The organism is Phyllobacterium sp. 1468 (assembly GCF_031455525.1).
Lineage (GTDB): Bacteria > Pseudomonadota > Alphaproteobacteria > Rhizobiales > Rhizobiaceae > Phyllobacterium.
The window spans coordinates 479,844-497,774 of record NZ_JAVDSX010000003.1 but is presented as its reverse complement, the minus strand read 5'-3'; the positions used below and the strand labels follow the sequence as shown (position 1 = coordinate 497,774).

At 56.8% G+C, this 17,931-nt stretch carries 21 protein-coding genes; 9 read left to right on the top strand and 12 right to left on the bottom strand.

Annotation, left to right across the window (positions count from 1 at the left end; genetic code table 11):
• Positions 1 to 80 precede the first annotated feature (80 nt).
• Positions 81 to 1,883 (bottom strand): tetratricopeptide repeat protein, encoded by a 1,803-nt coding sequence (locus J2X72_RS11565; RefSeq protein ID WP_310072022.1) that lies wholly within the window; start codon positions 1,881 to 1,883, stop codon positions 81 to 83.
• Positions 1,884 to 2,016: 133 nt separating this feature from the next.
• Positions 2,017 to 3,033 carry a polyprenyl synthetase family protein gene (locus J2X72_RS11560; RefSeq protein WP_209997745.1) on the bottom strand — a complete coding sequence of 339 codons (1,017 nt, stop codon included), beginning with the start codon at positions 3,031 to 3,033 and terminating at the stop codon, positions 2,017 to 2,019.
• Positions 3,034 to 3,213: 180 nt separating this feature from the next.
• Here J2X72_RS11560 and J2X72_RS11555 point away from each other — a divergent pair, with 180 nt between their 5' ends.
• From J2X72_RS11555 to moaB, 7 genes are all read left to right on the top strand, one after another.
• On the top strand, positions 3,214 to 3,435 hold the full coding sequence (locus J2X72_RS11555; protein WP_209997746.1) for a DUF2007 domain-containing protein: 222 nt from the start codon (positions 3,214 to 3,216) through the stop codon (positions 3,433 to 3,435).
• A 3-nt stretch (positions 3,436 to 3,438) separates the two neighbouring features.
• A complete protein-coding gene (locus J2X72_RS11550; protein WP_310072020.1) occupies positions 3,439 to 4,209 on the top strand; it encodes a methyltransferase in 771 nt (256 codons plus the stop codon).
• 249 nt (positions 4,210 to 4,458) lie between these two features.
• The gene (locus tag J2X72_RS11545; protein ID WP_310072018.1) at positions 4,459 to 5,316 is read left to right on the top strand and encodes a S49 family peptidase; all 858 of its coding nucleotides are present in this window, start codon (positions 4,459 to 4,461) and stop codon (positions 5,314 to 5,316) included.
• An 80-nt stretch (positions 5,317 to 5,396) separates the two neighbouring features.
• Positions 5,397 to 5,582 (top strand): hypothetical protein, encoded by a 186-nt coding sequence (locus tag J2X72_RS11540; RefSeq protein WP_112525800.1) that lies wholly within the window; start codon positions 5,397 to 5,399, stop codon positions 5,580 to 5,582.
• Between the two features lie 63 nt (positions 5,583 to 5,645).
• A complete protein-coding gene (locus J2X72_RS11535) occupies positions 5,646 to 5,792 on the top strand; it encodes a hypothetical protein (protein ID WP_310072012.1) in 147 nt (48 codons plus the stop codon).
• A 61-nt stretch (positions 5,793 to 5,853) separates the two neighbouring features.
• A complete protein-coding gene (locus tag J2X72_RS11530; protein ID WP_405044698.1) occupies positions 5,854 to 6,756 on the top strand; it encodes a 4-(cytidine 5'-diphospho)-2-C-methyl-D-erythritol kinase in 903 nt (300 codons plus the stop codon).
• Positions 6,740 to 7,291 carry a molybdenum cofactor biosynthesis protein B gene (gene moaB, locus J2X72_RS11525; RefSeq protein WP_310072009.1) on the top strand — a complete coding sequence of 184 codons (552 nt, stop codon included), beginning with the start codon at positions 6,740 to 6,742 and terminating at the stop codon, positions 7,289 to 7,291. The genes J2X72_RS11530 and moaB overlap by 17 nt, the downstream gene beginning before the upstream one ends.
• On the opposite strand, the gene J2X72_RS11520 is transcribed toward moaB, so the two are convergent.
• Positions 7,288 to 7,836: a glycosyl transferase family 2 gene (locus J2X72_RS11520; RefSeq protein ID WP_310072007.1), complete on the bottom strand. Its 549-nt coding sequence runs from the start codon at positions 7,834 to 7,836 to the stop codon at positions 7,288 to 7,290. The two genes, moaB and J2X72_RS11520, sit on opposite strands and share 4 nt — an antisense overlap.
• Before the next feature lie 115 nt (positions 7,837 to 7,951).
• Here J2X72_RS11520 and J2X72_RS11515 point away from each other — a divergent pair, with 115 nt between their 5' ends.
• Both J2X72_RS11515 and J2X72_RS11510 read left to right on the top strand, forming a co-directional pair.
• Positions 7,952 to 9,103, top strand: a complete 1,152-nt coding sequence (locus J2X72_RS11515) for a PA0069 family radical SAM protein (protein ID WP_209997754.1) — start codon at positions 7,952 to 7,954, stop codon at positions 9,101 to 9,103.
• 164 nt (positions 9,104 to 9,267) lie between these two features.
• Positions 9,268 to 9,927 (top strand): ribonuclease HII, encoded by a 660-nt coding sequence (locus J2X72_RS11510; protein ID WP_310072005.1) that lies wholly within the window; start codon positions 9,268 to 9,270, stop codon positions 9,925 to 9,927.
• Between the two features lie 200 nt (positions 9,928 to 10,127).
• On the opposite strand, the gene J2X72_RS11505 is transcribed toward J2X72_RS11510, so the two are convergent.
• From J2X72_RS11505 to J2X72_RS11465, 9 genes are all read right to left on the bottom strand, one after another.
• Positions 10,128 to 10,613, bottom strand: a complete 486-nt coding sequence (locus tag J2X72_RS11505; protein WP_209997756.1) for a F0F1 ATP synthase subunit B — start codon at positions 10,611 to 10,613, stop codon at positions 10,128 to 10,130.
• Between the two features lie 11 nt (positions 10,614 to 10,624).
• Positions 10,625 to 11,263 (bottom strand): F0F1 ATP synthase subunit B, encoded by a 639-nt coding sequence (locus J2X72_RS11500; protein ID WP_310072001.1) that lies wholly within the window; start codon positions 11,261 to 11,263, stop codon positions 10,625 to 10,627.
• A 266-nt stretch (positions 11,264 to 11,529) separates the two neighbouring features.
• Positions 11,530 to 11,757: a F0F1 ATP synthase subunit C gene (locus J2X72_RS11495; protein WP_008125314.1), complete on the bottom strand. Its 228-nt coding sequence runs from the start codon at positions 11,755 to 11,757 to the stop codon at positions 11,530 to 11,532.
• 70 nt (positions 11,758 to 11,827) lie between these two features.
• Positions 11,828 to 12,580, bottom strand: a complete 753-nt coding sequence (locus J2X72_RS11490) for a F0F1 ATP synthase subunit A (RefSeq protein WP_209997758.1) — start codon at positions 12,578 to 12,580, stop codon at positions 11,828 to 11,830.
• A 49-nt stretch (positions 12,581 to 12,629) separates the two neighbouring features.
• Positions 12,630 to 13,040, bottom strand: a complete 411-nt coding sequence (locus J2X72_RS11485) for an AtpZ/AtpI family protein (RefSeq protein ID WP_209997759.1) — start codon at positions 13,038 to 13,040, stop codon at positions 12,630 to 12,632.
• A 607-nt stretch (positions 13,041 to 13,647) separates the two neighbouring features.
• Positions 13,648 to 14,706, bottom strand: a complete 1,059-nt coding sequence (locus J2X72_RS11480; protein ID WP_310072221.1) for a cell wall hydrolase — start codon at positions 14,704 to 14,706, stop codon at positions 13,648 to 13,650.
• Positions 14,707 to 14,938: 232 nt separating this feature from the next.
• Entirely contained in the window at positions 14,939 to 16,408 is a 1,470-nt protein-coding gene (gene der / locus J2X72_RS11475; protein ID WP_209997760.1) for a ribosome biogenesis GTPase Der, read from the bottom strand.
• 14 nt (positions 16,409 to 16,422) lie between these two features.
• Entirely contained in the window at positions 16,423 to 17,103 is a 681-nt protein-coding gene (locus tag J2X72_RS11470) for a tetratricopeptide repeat protein (RefSeq protein ID WP_310071987.1), read from the bottom strand.
• A 143-nt stretch (positions 17,104 to 17,246) separates the two neighbouring features.
• A complete protein-coding gene (locus J2X72_RS11465; protein WP_310071984.1) occupies positions 17,247 to 17,828 on the bottom strand; it encodes an NnrU family protein in 582 nt (193 codons plus the stop codon).
• Between the last annotated feature and the right edge of the window lie 103 nt (positions 17,829 to 17,931).

Genomic DNA, 17,931 nt, shown 5'->3' with positions numbered 1-17,931 from the left:
ATCTTATCCGAAAAGTCGAGCAACTTTTCGGGACCATGCTCTAAGACCTGCACTCCAGCCGGTCAAGTAGAACCAAGCAGTCAGCCCTTCTTGTCGGGAGCCGCTACCGGCGCCGGCGCGACAGGCGGCTTCGGTGCATCGGGGCCATTCTTGGCGACGCCCGGATTCTTGTCATCGGGAAGGCCGTTCTTCAGCTTTTCCTCAATCTTGACCAGGTCTTCCGGCTCGGGCTTAGAATCCCGAGCGTGCGCCCATTGGAACGTCGCTTCCAACTTGCGCCCGGCCCGCCAGTAGGCGTCACCCAGATGGTCGTTGATCGTTGCATCTTCCGCCCGCAACTTCACGGCCTGTTCAAGCTGGGTGACCGCATCATCGTAGCGGCCAAGGCGGTAATAGGCCCAGCCAAGGGAATCAACGATGTAACCATCCTGTGGTCGAGCTGCGACGGCCTTCTTGATCAGATCAAGACCCTGCTCGAGTTTGGTATTCATGTCGATCCACGAATAACCGAGATAGTTCAATACCTGCGGCTGGTCCGGATAAAGTTCTAGCGCCTTGAGGAAATTCGGCTCGGCCTTGTCCCATTGCTTCAGGCGCTCGTAAGCGATTCCGCGCTGGTAGAAAATCGTCCAGTCGGTACGTGTCGGCTCCTTCAGCGCTGCGACAGCCTGATCGTAGGTTTCCGCAGCCTTCTGATAATTCTTGTCCTGCGAATAGATGCTCCCAATCGCGAGATAGGTACGCATGTCTTCGGGTTGGCTCTTGAGCAGGCCATTGAGGTGCTGGATGGCCTCGTCATTGCGCTTCAGGATCGCCAGATTGATGGCGAGTTGCATCTCGGCATCGCGGCTATAGGGAGAATCCGGAGAAATCTTGCCGAAATAGTCGATCGCCTTGTCTGACTGTTCAAGTTTGGCACTGATGTCGCCGAGCTGGTACAAGGTCGCGTCATGATCGGGACGAAGTGGCAAGGACATCTGCAAATAGAGCTTGGAGAAAGCTTCGCCGCCGTTTCGATTGATGGCTGTCGCCACCGTATAAAGCACTTCGGCCGCACCCTGTTGCGGCGTTTGTATGAGTGGTTTTACCGTCTTCCCATCAGCAATCTGCTTGCCGAATTCAGCGAGTACCATGCGGCCGGAAAGCACCTCCGAGGCTTCCTTGACCAAGGCTTGCGCACCGTCCTTGTCGGCCGAGCGCATCTTGAATGACGCAAAGGCCTCGACGAGACGTTCATAGGTATCGGGTGCTGCCGCAACATTTGTCTTGTCGTCGATTGCGCTCTGGTAGAACGCCGCAGCCTTGTCCTTCTGGCCCGCCATGTCAGCGATCAGCGCGGAATTGTACGTCTTGAACAGTGTGAAACCTTCCGGCCCCTGCAACTTGTCGATCATCGAAAGCGCTTCGTTCGGCTTGCCAGCACCCGCCTTGGCCCAAGCCGCGACCAGGCCGGTTATCATGCGGTCAAGATCGGACTGGAGCGACAGCATCATCAGGGTGTCGACCTGCCGGTATTGTTTCCGGTTGAGGGCATCGATTCCGAGAGCCAGCCGCGAAAACCGTTCGATTTCCGGAACGGCTTTCAGTTCCTCTGCCAGCGGCAACGCTTGCTTGAACTGTCCATTGGTCAACAGCACCAGCATCAGGCTCTGGCGCAGCTCCGTGTTCTTCGGATCATATGCCAGCGCTTGCCGATAGAAAGAGATGGCGCTGTCGAAATCATTGCTGCGTTCTGCGGTACGCGCGGAAAGGAACGCGCCGGAAAGAGTGCCGGCATTCAATGTCGGAGTGTTGTTGGTCGCGGCCTGAGCGGACGCAGCTCCCACCGTTAACGCAGCGAGCGTTGCGCCCATGACCGAGCCAAGCAATTTACTACGCTGCATAACAAAACCTCTTTGTGTTCCCGAATTGAGATGATTGTCCGAATCCTCAAGGAAACCATGGCCTTTTTACGGTTTTCGCTCAAGGTCGATCGAATGTTCCGAGTTTTGGGCCTCTACGCAGCGCTAGACCCCATCAATTGACCCGGCTGATGCAGAAGTCGATGACTTCTAGAAGCGCATCCTTCTGCGGCGACTGATCGAGCGGAGCGAGTGCATCCCGGGCGATGCCGCCAAAATGCCGGGCGCGCTGTATTGTATCACTCAATGCACCATAGCGCGTCATCAATCCTTTGGCTTTTTCCAGTCCCTTGTCGTCATTTGCACCGTTTTCCAGGGCCTGTTTCCAGAAAAGCCGCTCTTCCGCGGTTCCTCGCCGGTAGGTGAGGACGACCGGCAGGGTAATTTTACCCTCACGAAAATCATCGCCAGTGTTCTTGCCAAGATCCTTGGCGTTGCCGCCATAATCCAGAGCATCATCGACAAGTTGGAAGGCGAGCCCGAGATTGAGCCCATAGGATCGCAGCGCCTGACGGTCGGTCCGCGACGCGCCAGCGATGATCGGTCCGACTTCGGCGGCCGCAGAGAAAAGCGCTGCCGTCTTCGCCTTGATGACGGCAAGGTATTCGTCTTCAGTGGTTTCGAGATTTTTTGCAGCTGCAAGCTGCATGACTTCCCCTTCGGCAATCACCGACGCCGAGGTCGCGAGCACGTCAAGGGCGTCCAGCGAGCCGACATCAACCATCATTTTGAAAGCTTGACCCAAGAGGAAATCACCAACCAGAACACTCGCCTGGTTGCCCCAGATCATGCGCGCCGTGCGCTTTCCCCGGCGCAGATCACTTTCATCGACAACATCGTCATGCAGCAATGTCGCCGTGTGCATGAATTCGACGCTGGTCGCAAGCTTGACATGGCCGTCGCCGTGGTAGCCGAACATGCGGGCTGCAGCGAGTGTGATCATCGGGCGCAAACGCTTGCCTCCCGAAGAGATCAAATGGTTCGCAACCTCCGGAATCATCTCGACGTCAGAGCCGGCTTTCGACAGGATAAGTTCGTTGACGCGGGCCATATCGGCGCTCGTCAAATCGATCAGCGGCTGTACCGATCCGGTAGTGTTTTTCTTATCGCCAAGACTGACAACGACGCCCAAAACGAAACTCCCTGCGGTTCTGGCCTGATGCGGCGACACCTTATTTTGACAGCCTGTAACCCGCAAGCGGCGAATTGGCGCGCAAAATTTGCATAAGGGTGACAAATTCGTGATAAGGCCATGCACTGCTTCATACAATCAGGGCAACGCGCTTTGCGCTACCCTGCAACGGTAGTCAAAATGATTGAAATACTGCGCACAAATGATCCGGTTTTAATCTCTTTTGTCGAATCACTGCTGAAGGAAGCGAAGATAAACCACTTCGTCGCCGATTCGAACATGAGCGTTCTTGAGGGTTCGCTTGGTATTCTCGGGCGCCGCATCATGGTTGATGGCGACCGCGAACAAGAAGTGCGACAATTGCTCATAGACGCGGGTATCGAACAGGAGCTTCGCGACTGATTTATGCTTGCCGACGCCCCACAGACGAAGGATGCGTTTCATCGCGGCAGATTTTACCTGTTGCAGCCCGCGGCAAAGGGGCACCGTTCCGGTGTGGACGCGATGATCCTCGCCAGCATGGTGCCGACTGATTTTGCCGGACGGGTCGCAGATCTTGGCGCAGGTGCCGGTGCCGCAGGCCTTGCGGTGCTCTCCCGCTGCAAGGGCTCAACAGCGGTTTTGATAGAACGATCGGACTTCATGGCTGACTTTGCACGCAGTTCGCTGGCACTGCCTGAAAACAACGCATTTTCCGCGCGCGCCGAGGTGATGCAGACAGACGTAACATTGACAGGCAAGGCCCGCGTTGCCGCCGGACTTGCCGACAACAGCTTTGACTTCGCCATAATGAACCCACCCTTCAATCAGCCTAGCGACCGCGCCACGCCCGACCCGGTAAAGGCGGAGGCACATGTCATGACCAAAGACATGATGGAAAAATGGGTGAGGACCGCGGCTGCCATCGTGAAGCCCGGCGGATCGATCGGGATCATCGCGCGGCCAACCTCGATAACGGATTTGCTCGATGCGCTTGAGGGACGCTTTGGCGGGCTGATCATCGTTCCCGTACAGCCAAGACCGCAGGACGCCGCCATTCGCGTTGTCATTAAAGGTATCAGGGGAAGCCGCGCGGGGCTATCACTCTATCCTGCCCTTGTCTTGCACCATGAAACCGGAAATGCATTCACCGAGCGGGCAATTGCCATCAATAATGGATTGGCATCGCTTTTTTAGACTGAGCGAGATTCGACCATATTGCACCGTCTGCCGGAGAGCTCTTGGGGCTTCCGGCTGGCGGCTAACCACTTTGTCAGGCGGCATCGCAAGATGGACAGACAGCCGCCGCGCCCACTTTCGCGTGGATCGTCCCGCCATCCGTGAAACAGAACTGGTTCAATATGATCGAATCTCTCCCTAGCACCATTGTGATTTTCTGCACGCGGCTTACATGGTTCTGACAACGCATAGCCACAGGAGACACGCTTGGCTCGATTTATCCGGAAACTATTGCCCCGTCGCTGGCGCCCCGACTATCAGGAAATTCCGGTTGTTCGCCTGCACGGCGTGATCATGTCTGGCGGTGGCCCCTTCCGGCAAAATCTCTCGCTTGCATCGACGGCCGCTGTCCTGGAGAAGGCTTTTGCAGAAAAAGTCGCACCCGCTGTCGCAATCTCCATCAATTCCCCGGGTGGATCGCCAGTTCAATCGCGTCTGATCTACCGGCGCATTCGCGATCTGGCTACGGAAAAGAACAAGAAAGTTTATATGTTCGTCGAGGATGTCGCCGCCTCGGGAGGCTATATGATCGCTGCAGCCGGGGATGAAATCATAGCCGACCCCTCCTCCATCGTCGGTTCCATTGGCGTCGTCTCGGCAAGTTTTGGATTCACCGAACTCATCAAGAAAATTGGCGTTGAGCGCCGGGTACATACCGCGGGAAAGAACAAAGCAACGCTTGATCCGTTCCGGCCCGAAAACAAGGAAGATATCGAGCATTTGAAGGCGCTTCAGCTCGAAATCCACGAGACTTTCATCAATCTCGTCAAAGAACGGCGGGGCGAGAAACTGAGCGATAATTCCGACCTGTTCACGGGCCTCTTCTGGACGGGAACGCGGGGCCTCGAACTTGGACTTGTCGATGGGCTTGGTGATATAAGATCTTATCTGCAGTCACAATACGGCCCCAAGACCCGGCTAAAATTGATCACGCAGCCACGCGGCATGTTCGGACGCAAGATTCCTTCTACCGAAACCAGAATTGAGGCGCTTGGAGCCAATCTGGCCAACGGGGTGATCAGTGCAGCCGAGGAACGGGCGCTTTGGTCGCGATTTGGGCTATGATCTGAGCGCCGCGAATTTTTGGCAAGCGCGCGGCGGCGTGCTATTAATACTCAGAACATCTGGTTTTCGAGGTTGGGACGATGCCACAATTGATCTTTTTCGCTCTGGTCGGCTGTGCGGCCTTTTACGGCTATCGCTCGTTCAAGAAAGAGGCGCAGCGCGTTTCGGAGCGGGTGCGCGAGGCGGAAAAAGAAGTGCAGAATCGTGCGCAAGGAACATTGGTGCAGGATCCCGAGACGGGCGAATACCGTTTGCGCAAAGACTGATTTCAAATGCTGGATAGTAGAGCCTCGGGCGACAATATTGACGCGTTCTCCCGGAGGGAATTCGTGGACAGGGTCAAGGGATTTGAAAAGGCCGATGCCTTTGCATCGGACGATGCCGAAGCCCGATGGATTGGGCTCGAAGTCACCCGGCCCTTCGGGTTGCCGACTGACGGCCAACCACTTTGTCAGGTCGCTTCGTCCTATGATTGAACCTCGGCCTCGCAACCTTTCGCGTGGATTGTCTCGGCAACCGGGAAACAGAACTGCGCCTATATTATCGCCCGAGGCACCAGAGCGTACGATCAGCTTGATCGCCCCGGCCAAGATCAATCTTGCCCTGCATGTGACCGGGCGCAGGGATGACGGCTATCACCTGCTCGACAGCCTCGTTGTATTTGCGCGTGTCGGCGACAAGGTGAGCGTAAAACCGGCGCCATTCGACACCTTCGAAGTGTCAGGCCCTTTCGGACGCGGCTTGCCCGATGACGATACCAACCTCGTACTCAGGGCAAGGAATGCTCTGCGCGCCTGGTATCCCGAAAAGGCCGCTCCTGTTGCCATTCATCTTGAAAAGCACCTTCCGGTCGCTTCGGGTATTGGCGGCGGTTCGAGTGATGCCGCAGCCACTTTGCAGGCGCTGGCAGCGCTCTGGGGCGTCGAAACGAACGAACTGGCCGCAATCGGCCTGACCTTGGGCGCGGATGTCCCAATGTGCCTGTATGGCCAGCCATTGATTGCACGAGGCATCGGCGAGGAGATCGAAGGCATCGGCGACTTTCCGCATTTGCCGATGGTCCTCGTCAATGGTGGTGTAGCAACCTCAACTCCTCAAGTTTTTTCGGCGCTTGTAAACCGCGACAACCAGCCTCTTCCCGGGCTGCCCGAGCTCTCCAGCGTGCGCGATGTCTGCCTCTATCTGGGGAAGACGGACAACCATCTCTATCCGGCAGCTGAAAAGCTCACTACGACAATCGGCGATGCCATGAAGGCGTTGCGCAATACGGATCCTCTCCTGGTGCGCATGTCCGGTTCCGGAGGTACCTGCTTTGCAATTTATGACAACGACCGAGAGGCCGAGGCTGCGGCAGCGGCACTCAAGCGGGTTCAGCCGGGTTGGTTCATTGTCGCCACACACAATATTATGGGAGGAGATGATCTTGGCCCGGATCGATGAGTCACGACCATTTCTGCCGGTAAAGATCGCTGTTCTGACGGTTTCCGATACACGCACGCTCGAAGATGACAAATCCGGGACCACTCTGACGGAGAGGCTTCTCGCCGCAGGTCATATACTGGCAGAGCGCACCATCGTTACCGATGACGCCAAGAAAATTCGGGATCGCGTGCTTCTATGGTCAAAAGACCCGCAAATCGACGTGATCATCACCACCGGCGGCACCGGCTTTACCGGCCGCGATGTGACCCCGGAAGCACTTGAGGCAATCTTCGAAAAGCGTATGGACGGCTTTTCCGAAGTGTTCCACCGCATTTCCTATGACAAGATCGGCACTTCGACGATTCAATCGCGGGCAACCGGCGGCGTCATCAACGCGACCTTCATTTTCGTTCTGCCCGGTTCGCCCGGCGCCTGCAGAGACGCTTGGGATAATATTCTGCAGTATCAGCTGGATTACCGGCACATGCCGTGCAATTTCGTCGAGATCATGCCGCGGCTGGATGAACATCTGACGCGCAGCGGCAAGGGCTAGGTTTTTGCTGACGAGGCCGGAATAATCTCCGCCCTAAGCCGTTTCATCGCAAGCCCGCGCGCAATATCGGCCGCCCTCTTTCCTGGGCTGAACAATGCCATTGATTGGCGCTTCGAAATTAGCAGCCCATCAGCCAACGGGTTTCCCGGAGAGAATACGCGGCTAAGAAACGGCCTGCGATGAGTGTGGGAGCGGGTAAAGCAAGCAGGACCCTGCATCCGCTCCACATGGACTGCCGTAGGCTCCATCCAACCATCCAGAAGTCGCGCGCCCGGCTCGAGAAACAGGAACCATTCGCTACGCGCCCGCCTGAAGCCATCGATTAAAGTCTGGTCCTGCAGAAAGATGCATCCGGCGGCATCGGCAACACGATGGGTCTGATCAATAGAGCCCTGATCGATAATGATCACATCGCTCAAAATACCTTCCACGGCGCCGCCCACCAGTCCGCCAAGCGTCCTCGCCAAAGCCTCATCCGAATTTTGGGTTTCAATCAGGACGGAAATCATCAGGAGCCAATATAGTATTATTATAGGAATTTCCATCACTCCTTTCGGTGAAGATTGTTCTTGCTTTGTTCTCAAAGTTTGCTAGGAATAGATTCATGTTGCGGCCATGAAGAGCGACTCGTTCCGCTCCCTGCCGAAGGAGACAAGGCAAATGAACATTGTGGTGCAAGCAGACAAGGCTGCCTTTGGTCAGGGCCGTGCACAACATGCGAACGCGTTGATCGAGGAAGCTGGCCTGAGGGTTGACCATCAACGGCGGCGCGGTCGCGGAGCCGGCATCAATCCAACCGGCAGGTTCGAAGCGGAAACCCGCCATGTTTACGATGATGGCTGGGAAACCATCGAGGATCTGCCACCTTTCAAGACCGAAGTGCAGGTGGAAAAGCCCCGCACGATCATCACCCGCAACGACTCGCCGGATATCAGTTTCGACCGTTCGATCAATCCCTATCGCGGATGCGAGCACGGGTGCATCTATTGTTTCGCCCGCCCTACCCACACCTATATGGGTCTTTCGGCAGGGTTGGATTTTGAATCCAGGCTGTTTGCCAAGCCCGATGCGGCGAAGATGCTGGACAAGGAATTGTCCAAACCCGGCTATACGGCAAAGACGATTGCGATCGGCACGAACACAGATCCGTATCAGCCTGTGGAAAAGAAATGGCGCATCATGCGGGACATCTTGCAGGTGCTGGAGGCGCATCAACACCCCGTTGGAATCGTTACAAAATCCGCGTTGGTTGTGCGAGATCAGGACATTCTTGCACGCATGGCCGAGAAAGGCCTCGCCAAGGTTGCGCTTTCGGTGACGTCACTCGATGGCAAGCTTGCACGGACGATGGAGCCTCGCGCCTCGACACCGACGAGGCGCCTGCAAGCGCTTCGCAGTCTCTCGGATGCCGGTATTCCGGTGAGCGTGATGGTTGCCCCGGTCATTCCCGGCCTCAACGATCATGAGATCGAACGTATTCTCGACAGTGCCCACGCCATGGGCGCCAGAGAGGCTGGTTATGTGCTTTTGCGCCTGCCGCTGGAGGTCAGCCCGATCTTCAAAGACTGGCTGCTACGCAACTATCCGGATCGCTACCGCCACGTTCTCTCGCTTGTCCGGTCAATGCGAGGTGGCAAGGATTACGATGCGGAATGGGGTAAACGCATGCGCGGTGAGGGACCCTATGCCTGGCAGATCGGTAGGCGATTTGAAATAGCAGCCAAGCGACTTGGCATCAATGTGGACAAGCGCCGGCTGAGGACGGATTTGTTCGAGGCCACACCCGGAAGCGAACAATTGTCGCTGTTATAATTTTTAAGCTGCAGTCGCGAGAGTTTTGGATGGATTAATAATGAAATCAATGGGTTAATTGCGTCTGGCTCCCCCCTAGCCCGGCGTAACCCTTGGGTAGCCCCGCCCTATCAGCTATCCAAGGGCTTGCAGAGAATCAGAGCGAATGCGAGGCTCGTCGCAACATGGCTCGATCGCGTTCTGATTCTCTGCTTCTTCCTATCGAACCTGGCAAACCGGATTTTGCCAGCGAACGGAAGCTTATGCGCAGCGGGATCGAGCTTATCGCGGGTATAGACGAGGCTGGACGCGGTCCGCTGGCAGGACCAGTGGTAGCCGCCGCGGTCATTTTGAATCCCAAGAAAATACCAAAAGGCCTTGACGATTCGAAACGGCTGACGGCGCAGCGCCGCGAGGAACTGTTTGATATTATTACGGAAACGGCGTTTGCTTGCGCTGTTTCGAGCATTTCTGCGCCGGTGATCGACGCAACCGATATTCTGAAAGCTGCACTGGAGGCGATGCGCCGGGCTGTATGCGGCTTGGCAATCATTCCGGGTCATGCGCTCATCGACGGGCGCGACGTGGCCCCGGGGCTTCCCTGCCCGGCGACGGCGCTGATCAAGGGCGATCAACGTTCCGTATCGATCGCGGCGGCCTCCATCCTCGCTAAGGTGACACGCGACCGGATGATGTCACAGACCGGCAAATACTTTCCGCTTTATGGTCTGGAAATGCACGCCGGATATGGGACGGAGTACCACCGCAATGCCATGGAGGCGCATGGTCCGGTGGTCGGCCTCCACCGCTTTAGCTTCTCGCCGCTGAAAGAGCGTCAAATCTAGTATTTCAACTTGGCACCACCAAATTTCCCTCATGGGTTGAAATTCTTGCGCCAGATTCGCCATTTCTTGTCCAGAATCGCCAATTCTTGTGCAAGATTCAGGAATTCCTGCGCAAACTGTCTACGGATTCAGATCAAGGTGAGAATGAAAAAAGCCGCCTTTCGGCGGCTTCGTGAACGTTCGCCGTTCGCGTTCTTAGCTTAGTTGAGGCGGGATTTTACTTCGCTCAGCGATGACTTGAAGAAGTCCGCCGAGGTCTTGGCGTCCACCTTCTTGCCAAGAATGTGGCTGGCCGCCGCGACCGCGATATCGACGGCGGAAGACCGAACTTCGTTGACGGCTTCGGTCTCGGCCTGGGCGATCTTTTGCTCGGCGAGCTTCTTGCGGCGCGCGACATATTCTTCGGTCTTCTGTTTGGCTTCTTCGAGAAGGCCATGCGCTTCGCGCTCGGCAGCCGCGACGATCTCGCCCGCTTCCTTTTCGGCTTCCTTACGCTTGCGCTGGAATTCCGCAAGCAAGGATTGCGCTTCCTCGCGCAGGCGGCGGGCTTCTTCCAGCTCGTCGCGAATCTTATCAGCGCGACCGTCGAGAGATTTGTTAACGACTGCCGGAACTTTCAGATAGACCATCAGCGCCAGGAAGATGACGAGACCGACCAGGGCATAGAATGTTGCGTCGAATTCCATTGTGGTTCTCCTCAGCTCCGAACAGCTTTGACCGCGGCGGATATGCTAGCCTTGTCGATGCTACCGCCGAGGATCTTCTTGACGATCTCGCTTGCAGTATCTTCCGCAATCGTACCGACTTCCTTCATCGCCTTGTCCTTGATGGCGGCAATGCTGGCTTCGGCGTCGCTCAATTTCTTCTCGAGGGCTGCCGAAATGTCGGCCTGTTCGGCGTCGGCTTTTGCCTTGGCTTCATCACGGGCCGTCTGGGCAATGCCACCGGCCTTCTTCTTGGCGTCGGCCAGCTCCTGCTCGTAGGCTGCAAAGGCCTCATCCGAATCCTGCTTCATGCGAGCGGCCTGATCGAGATCGGTCGCGATGCGATCACGGCGGGTTTCGATCATACCGCCGATGCGCGGCAGAACCACGCGGGACAGGAACAGGTAAAATGCGGCAAATGTCACCGCCAGCCAGAGGATCTGCGATGCAAAATGGCTGGAGTCGAAGGGTGGGAAAACACCTTGCTGATGCGGCACACCGGTTTCAGTGTGCGTCTCGGCTGCGTGGGCGTCAGGCGTCGCGCCCGGTACAGCCGGTTCGGGTGTACCATGCGTGTCGGTCTGAGCGACTGTTTCCGTTGTGGATGCGGCGTTCGCCGAAGACACAAACATATAAAATCCCCTTGAAGTCGGGCGTTTCCCAGATCAGCAAACATAATTTGCTGCAGATAAGAAACTGGCCACGCAGAGCGCAGCTAGTGGTCCGATTCCAACATTTGCATCCCTCTAAACCAATCGCTCACAAATGTTGGAATCGAAAGACCACTAGCAAATTCAACGTGCTAGTGGAGCTTTGGATTTGACATTCGCTTGAGGGACCGATGTCACGCGGGATGCGAATGTCAAATCCGCTCCACTAGTATCAAGCGCCGTTCAGTTTAAACAGCGAAGAGAAGCAGGAGAGCGATGAGCAGCGAGAAGATGCCCAAAGCTTCGGTAACGGCAAAGCCGAATACCAGACGGCCGAACTGGCCATCAGCTGCTGATGGATTGCGCAATGCACCGGAGAGATAGCTGCCGAAAATATTGCCGAGGCCGAGGGCCGTTCCGGCCATACCAAAACAGGCAAGACCTGCACCGATGTACTTTGCTGCTACCGGATCCATATTAAACTCCTTTTAGATCGATTCATCATTGATAGATTGCGTTTGGCGGAACTCCGCCGGTGAAGTCTTTTTAGTGACCGCCGGGATGGACTGCGTCGTTCAGATACATGCAGGTAAGCACGGTGAAGACGTAGGCCTGAAGGAAAGCCACCAAAAATTCGAGACCGGTCAGCGCCACTGTCATCGCAAGCGGCAGCACGGCGCCGCCTATACCGAGCGCACCGAGGGCGCTCAAGGACGCGACGAAACCGGCAAACACTTTCAGCGTAATGTGGCCAGCAAGCATGTTGGCGAAGAGACGAACCGAAAGGCTGATCGGACGGGAAAGGAACGAGATGATCTCGATCGGCACCACCAGCAAAAGCAGCGGCGCAGGTACGCCGGACGGAATGAATACGCCGAGAAACTTGAAGCCATGCTTGGCAAAACCATAGGCAAGCACGGTGCCAATCACCAGAATAGCAAGCGCAAAGGTGACGATGATCTGGCTGGTGACTGTGAAGAAATAAGGAAACATGCCGAGCATATTGGCAACGAGCACGAACATGAACAGCGAGAAAACGAACGGGAAGAACTTCATTCCGGCATTGCCCGCCGATTCGCGCAAGGTCGAGGCGACGAACTCATAGGCCATTTCCGAAATGGATTGCAGGCGGGTTGGAATGAGACCGCGATTGGAGGAGGTCAGATAGAGAAATGCCGATGCAACGCCAACCGTCGCCACCATGAAGGCAGACGAATTGGTGAAGGATAGATCGATTCCACCCAGATCAATGGGAATCCACTTGGTGATATGGAATTGATGAATCGGATCGTTGGACACTGTAACCTCGTCTCTCTCGCATCATTCCCGCAAGCATCAGCCCGCAAGGCTATTCCGGTTTGTCGCGCTCGGCATCCCTGATGGACTGCAGACCACGGTTTTCCGCCACACGTCCCGCAGAGCGCAGGATATTCAGCGTTCCAGCACAAAAACCAAGGAGGAGCAGAATGATAAGCCCCCAAGGTGAAGTACCCAAAAATCGGTCAGCTAACCAGCCCAACCCCGCACCAACCAGAACGCCGGCGATAAACTCGCTCGACAACTTCATGGCCTGCGCGACACCGGAGGCGGTTTCCGTCCCCTTGTCGTCTGAACCGGATTGTCGCGCTGCACCTCTGGAAGCAAGTTTTGCCCCTAGAGCACGGCGACGGCTCTCCAGTTCCTCCGAAGTCAGCATCTTCCCGGCACCCGGCGTGCTGCCGACAGAACCTGACTTATCGGGATCCTTACCCGTGGCCAATGGCATGTCCTTTACACGCTGAATGCGAGGCTTCACCCCCGCTTCGAAGTCGCGCGCAACATATTGTTACGGTCCACGCTAGTCAAGGCGCATAGCCGAGACTCTCAAGGGTAATTTTCGTAGTGAAATTCAATATGTTAGCCAAATATGACTATATGTCTCACCTCTTGATCGAAGTTTTGCGGCCGAATCCATGCCGATCATGCGGATGGGGAGCGCGCCGACGGAGCCGAGCGGCGACATTTTCAGATGTCACGCGGTCTGGTTCAACCCTGCGTTTCTTGCGGGGTGCATTGATCCGACCATAAATGAAAAGCGGACAGCATCAGGGGATTTGAGGGCTAAAGCAGGAAGCACCGAGCCAGCCGGTGCATCGAAGGGATGGCCGCTTCGACCTTTGGGCAAAGGCCCTGCCTTCAAATCTGGAGGTGAACTATGCGGAGATTTCCGTTTAGCATCGCCCTTATGTTGAAAAGGACCCGGACTGGCTGGCAAGTCACGCTCCGGGTCCAATTCTTCACATAAGGAACGGGGGGCGGGCGAAAGCTCGTTCCCCACTCCAGTTCTCAATATAGCAGCTTTCCCGTTGTTTCCAAGCGTCCGGGGATCAAATCCAGCCGCCGCCATAGGTGCGATAAAAGATGTGCTGGCCGATCCTGTCGATGCGCTTCATCGTGTGGGCCCACATCGCCCGGACATAGACCGCATGATAATGCGTGGCTGAGCCGATCTCGGGCAGAAAAATCCGGCCCGACGTGACGGCCATGGCGACTTCCTGCGCAACTTGCCATTGCTTGGGCTCGGTTACGTTGAGCTTGCGTCCCTCGCAGGCGAAGGAAAACTGGCAGCGGTTGATCCAGTCATCGTTCTGGTAGACGACCTTGCAAATGGTTTTCGGATAGGCCGGATTGCGGACGCGATTGAGAATGACCTGTGCGACAGCCGCCTGGCCTTTGACGCTTTCACTCCTCGCTTCAAAATAAATGGCGGTTGCCAGACACTTCTGTTCTTCCTTGGTGAATACGACGGGGGGCAAGGGCGTCGCAAGCCAGTCATGGTCGCCGGCGCCGAGCTGCGGAATAAAGCGGCCCGGGAGCTTAGGTTCGTTCAAGATTGTGTCGAACGGAGAGGTTTTGGAATAATCCGGAGCTGCAGGCGCATAACCGAGCGCCAGGACATCCGGCTGATTGTTGTTGACGAGGTTTGCCAGCATCGGCGGCAAATCCGGTTCGGGTTTGTCAGGAACGCGGTTGTGGAATGCAAGCGCGATCTCGAATTCCTTGCCGGCGATCTTGGGTTTGGCAAAGGCCATCTCGACCTCAACGCCATGCGCCGGACGAATCAGCATGCTCTGGCGCTGCAGGATGGAACCGGCGCTAAACGCCTTGGGTGGGGCTTTTTTACTGATTGTGACAATGCGGCCCTGTTTTTCAGAGCGGTTGATCCGATCTTCATCGGGTGTCGCGCCGGGTGCTTTCTGCGAGCCATTGATGACGATCGGGCCAATGCCGGGAGCATTGATACCACTCGCGGGAATGCTGGACGTGACCGCCTTTTCATCGACGAAGGACATGTTGGCCTTCTGGATGGAGCCGGCCGGCGATTTCTCCAGATAGGAGGTCCAGGGACCCTGGCCGGACTCAGAACCGGACAGCATGCTGGCCATGTCCTGGTAGGCGGTGACGGTCGGGGAGAGCAAATAAATCGCCGCCCCGATGACCAGTGGACCAACGATATTCCGATCTGTCCGGTTACTCAGCTGGGAACACGCCCGCAACAATCCAGAGAAACGCACGCCGATACCCCACTCACAACCAAACAATTCTGGTCGTAAAAATGAAGCATTAACCTTGATGGAGGGTTAACGAGATCGGGAGAATGATAGTGAAACTGCTTCCCTACCGCTTCTTCTTTGCCCGCCCGGCGAAGGGATTGTCCGAGGTGCGAAGCACAAGACGGATGGGAACACCATGAATATCGAACGTCTCGCGTATCCCATTGGCGAGATAGCGCACATAGGATGTCGGAAATGCATCGGGACGCGAGCAGGAAATGACGAAGCCCGGCGGGCGTGTCTTCACCTGCGTGATATACTTGATTTTGAGGCGCCGTCCGGCGACAGCGGGCGGTGGATGATGCGCAAGGACGCCTTCCAGCCAGCGATTTAGACGGCCGGTCGAGATGCGGCGATTCCAGATCTCGTCCGTCGAGGCAACGGCGGCCATCAGCTTGTCGATGCCCTGATTGCGTTCACCCGAGATCGGTACCGCGCGAATGCCCCGGATCTGCGGCAACAGGCGTTCGGTCTTTTCGCGCAGGTCAGCCAGAACCATCTGACGGTTTTCGACGAGGTCCCATTTGTTGAACGCGATGACCGGTGCCCGGCCTTCCCGGATGATCAGATCCGCGATCTGGAGATCCTGCTTCTCGAAGGGGATCGTCGCGTCGAGCACAATGATGACGACCTCGGCAAAGCGGATGGCGCGCAGCGCGTCGCCGACGGAAAGCTTTTCGAGCTTGCCCTGCACACGCGACTTGCGGCGCAGGCCGGCGGTGTCGAAAAGCTTGATCTTGCGGCCGTTCCATTCCCAATCGACAGATATGGAATCACGGGTGATACCGGCTTCGGGCCCGGTCAGCAGCCGGTCTTCGCCAAGCATGGTATTGACGAGAGTGGACTTGCCGGCGTTGGGGCGGCCGACAATCGCGATGCGCAACGGCTTCGATGCATCATAAGCCGGAATGTCATCGGCGTCGGGATCATCGATATCATCGCCGATCAGTTCATCGAGCGAACGCGGAACCGCAGGGATCGTCACGGCGACGCTATCGTCTGCATCATCCTTTTTGTGCTCATCGGGAAAGACGCGCTCTTCGCCCATGATCTCGACAATGGCATCGCGCAGGTCCGGGAAACCCTGGCCGTGTTCGGCCGAAATCGGTGTCGGCTCGCCGAGACCGAGCGCATAGGAATCGTACATGCCCGATTCGGCGCCGCGCGCCTCCGCCTTGTTGGCGACCAAAATAACCTTTTTGCCTGCACGCCGCACGAGATCGGCGAAGGTCACGTCGGTCGGCGTGATGCCGGCCTTGGCATCGACGAGGAAGAGGACGAGGTCAGCTTCGCCGATGGCAAGTTCGGTCTGAGCGCGCATACGGCCTTCGAGCGATTCGCTGTCGACCTCTTCGAGGCCTGCCGTATCTATGACATCGAACTTCAGATCGTAAAGCTTGGCGCCATGGACGCGGCGATCGCGGGTGACGCCCGGAAGGTCGTCGACGAGCGCAATCTTGCGGCCGACAAGCCGGTTGAACAGCGTGGACTTACCGACATTCGGACGGCCGATTATTGCGACGGTAAAGCTCATTGAATTCCTGTTCTTCAGCCGGCGGCAGCGGCAGGTGTGGCGCCGGTGCTCTTCAAGAGATCAAGCATGGTATCGGCGAATTGGCGCACATTGGCGGGTGCAGCCTGATCATCGGATATCTGCTGGAACAGCTTGGTGGCATCCGCACCGCGGCCGGCCTTCCAGGCGGCAAGACCAAGCGCTTCGCGAGCGGAGTGGCGCATCGGATTGCTGTCAGATGAAAGAGGCTCGACGCGCGACGCCACATCATCATAAGAGCCGGTGTCGACGAGGATGAAGGCGGCGCGAAGCTTGGCAAGATCGCGGATGGCCTGCGGAATGGACGTGTCGGCGGACACCTTGTCGAAGGCGGCGACCGCACCGGCAAGATCGCCCTTCTGGGCGATGACGCCGGCTGCACGCATGCGGGCGAGCACCGGATAGGCGCCGTAACCATCCTTTTCGAGCTGGTCGAGGGTCTTCAACGCTTCGTCGTTCTTGCCGTCGCGAACAAGGTTGAGCGCGGCGAGAAACTGATCGCCGGATTGCGAAGCCTGCTTTTCCGTCCAGTATTCGTAGAAGGCAAAGACGCCCGTGCCGACAACAAGCGCCACAACCGCGCCAATCAGGAGCGAGCCATAGCGCTTCCAGAATGCCTTCACCTTGTCGGAGCGCAGTTCTTCATTTACCTCACGGAAAAAGCCGTCGTCAGTCATGGTGCCTCTGGGTAGCCTTGCGCCACCGGATCAATTGATAAAACGCGGCGCAGCTCTCGCCGTCCGCGCATGGAGTTCAGGGGCTTTTAGTCGGAAAAGTGACGCGATGTAAGGGCTAAGTTGAAAATAGCCCCTAGATCAGCTCACATCGGCGATACGCCAATCAAAAGCGCATGCAATTTCCATACGAAGAGCACGTAGAGCACGAGACCAATGACGATGCCGATCACATCGTTGGAGACCGGGCCGGGAACGATATACGGCGCCGCGAGCCCTGCCCGCGCCTGCCGCTTGATGGCAATGCGGTCAACGACAGCCCAGGCCAGGAACGACAGAAACAGGATGAGCGATGCGAGATCGCCATTGGCGAGCAGATGCGCCAGCGCCCAGGTCTTGATGGCGATCAGCATCGGATGTTTCAGGGTGGGTTTCATGCGGCCGGCTTTTGCGATGAAAAGCCCGAGGAAAATGAAGGCGAACAGCATCAGCAGTGCGGTGATGTGTTTCATCCAGACTGGCGGCTCGTAGAGCACAGGAGCGTCGGGCCGGGCCAGGCCATAGCCCCACACGAGAAGCACGAAACCGACGAGCGAAATGACCGAGTAAAGGCCTTTCCACGTGTTCTCGCCCCACTGCTCCATCTTGGCGAGACGCCATTCCGGCGCAACGATGCGTACCGAATGAATTCCAAGAAAAACGATGATCCCAAGAATCAGTATCAGCATGACCGCCTCCCTCAATGCTGGCGGGAAGATAGACCCATGCGGCATGGGTTAGAAGGTGTATTGCTTGCGGTGGATCGCCGCGTCCGATCATCGCCACATTTCA

Excerpts from the sequence above, each read along its gene's own strand:
- J2X72_RS11565 (WP_310072022.1), bottom strand. The coding sequence starts at position 1,883 with ATGCAGCGTAGTAAATTGCTTGGCTCGGTCATGGGCGCAACGCTCGCT.
- J2X72_RS11555 (WP_209997746.1), top strand. The coding sequence starts at position 3,214 with ATGATTGAAATACTGCGCACAAATGATCCGGTTTTAATCTCTTTTGTC.
- J2X72_RS11550 (WP_310072020.1), top strand. The coding sequence starts at position 3,439 with ATGCTTGCCGACGCCCCACAGACGAAGGATGCGTTTCATCGCGGCAGA.
- J2X72_RS11540 (WP_112525800.1), top strand. The coding sequence starts at position 5,397 with ATGCCACAATTGATCTTTTTCGCTCTGGTCGGCTGTGCGGCCTTTTAC.
- J2X72_RS11520 (WP_310072007.1), bottom strand. The coding sequence starts at position 7,836 with ATGGAAATTCCTATAATAATACTATATTGGCTCCTGATGATTTCCGTC.
- J2X72_RS11515 (WP_209997754.1), top strand. The coding sequence starts at position 7,952 with ATGAACATTGTGGTGCAAGCAGACAAGGCTGCCTTTGGTCAGGGCCGT.
- J2X72_RS11510 (WP_310072005.1), top strand. The coding sequence starts at position 9,268 with ATGGCTCGATCGCGTTCTGATTCTCTGCTTCTTCCTATCGAACCTGGC.
- J2X72_RS11505 (WP_209997756.1), bottom strand. The coding sequence starts at position 10,613 with ATGGAATTCGACGCAACATTCTATGCCCTGGTCGGTCTCGTCATCTTC.
- J2X72_RS11500 (WP_310072001.1), bottom strand. The coding sequence starts at position 11,263 with ATGTTTGTGTCTTCGGCGAACGCCGCATCCACAACGGAAACAGTCGCT.
- J2X72_RS11495 (WP_008125314.1), bottom strand. The coding sequence starts at position 11,757 with ATGGATCCGGTAGCAGCAAAGTACATCGGTGCAGGTCTTGCCTGTTTT.
- J2X72_RS11480 (WP_310072221.1), bottom strand. The coding sequence starts at position 14,706 with ATGGCCAGCATGCTGTCCGGTTCTGAGTCCGGCCAGGGTCCCTGGACC.
- der (WP_209997760.1), bottom strand. The coding sequence starts at position 16,408 with ATGAGCTTTACCGTCGCAATAATCGGCCGTCCGAATGTCGGTAAGTCC.
- J2X72_RS11470 (WP_310071987.1), bottom strand. The coding sequence starts at position 17,103 with ATGACTGACGACGGCTTTTTCCGTGAGGTAAATGAAGAACTGCGCTCC.
- J2X72_RS11465 (WP_310071984.1), bottom strand. The coding sequence starts at position 17,828 with ATGCTGATACTGATTCTTGGGATCATCGTTTTTCTTGGAATTCATTCG.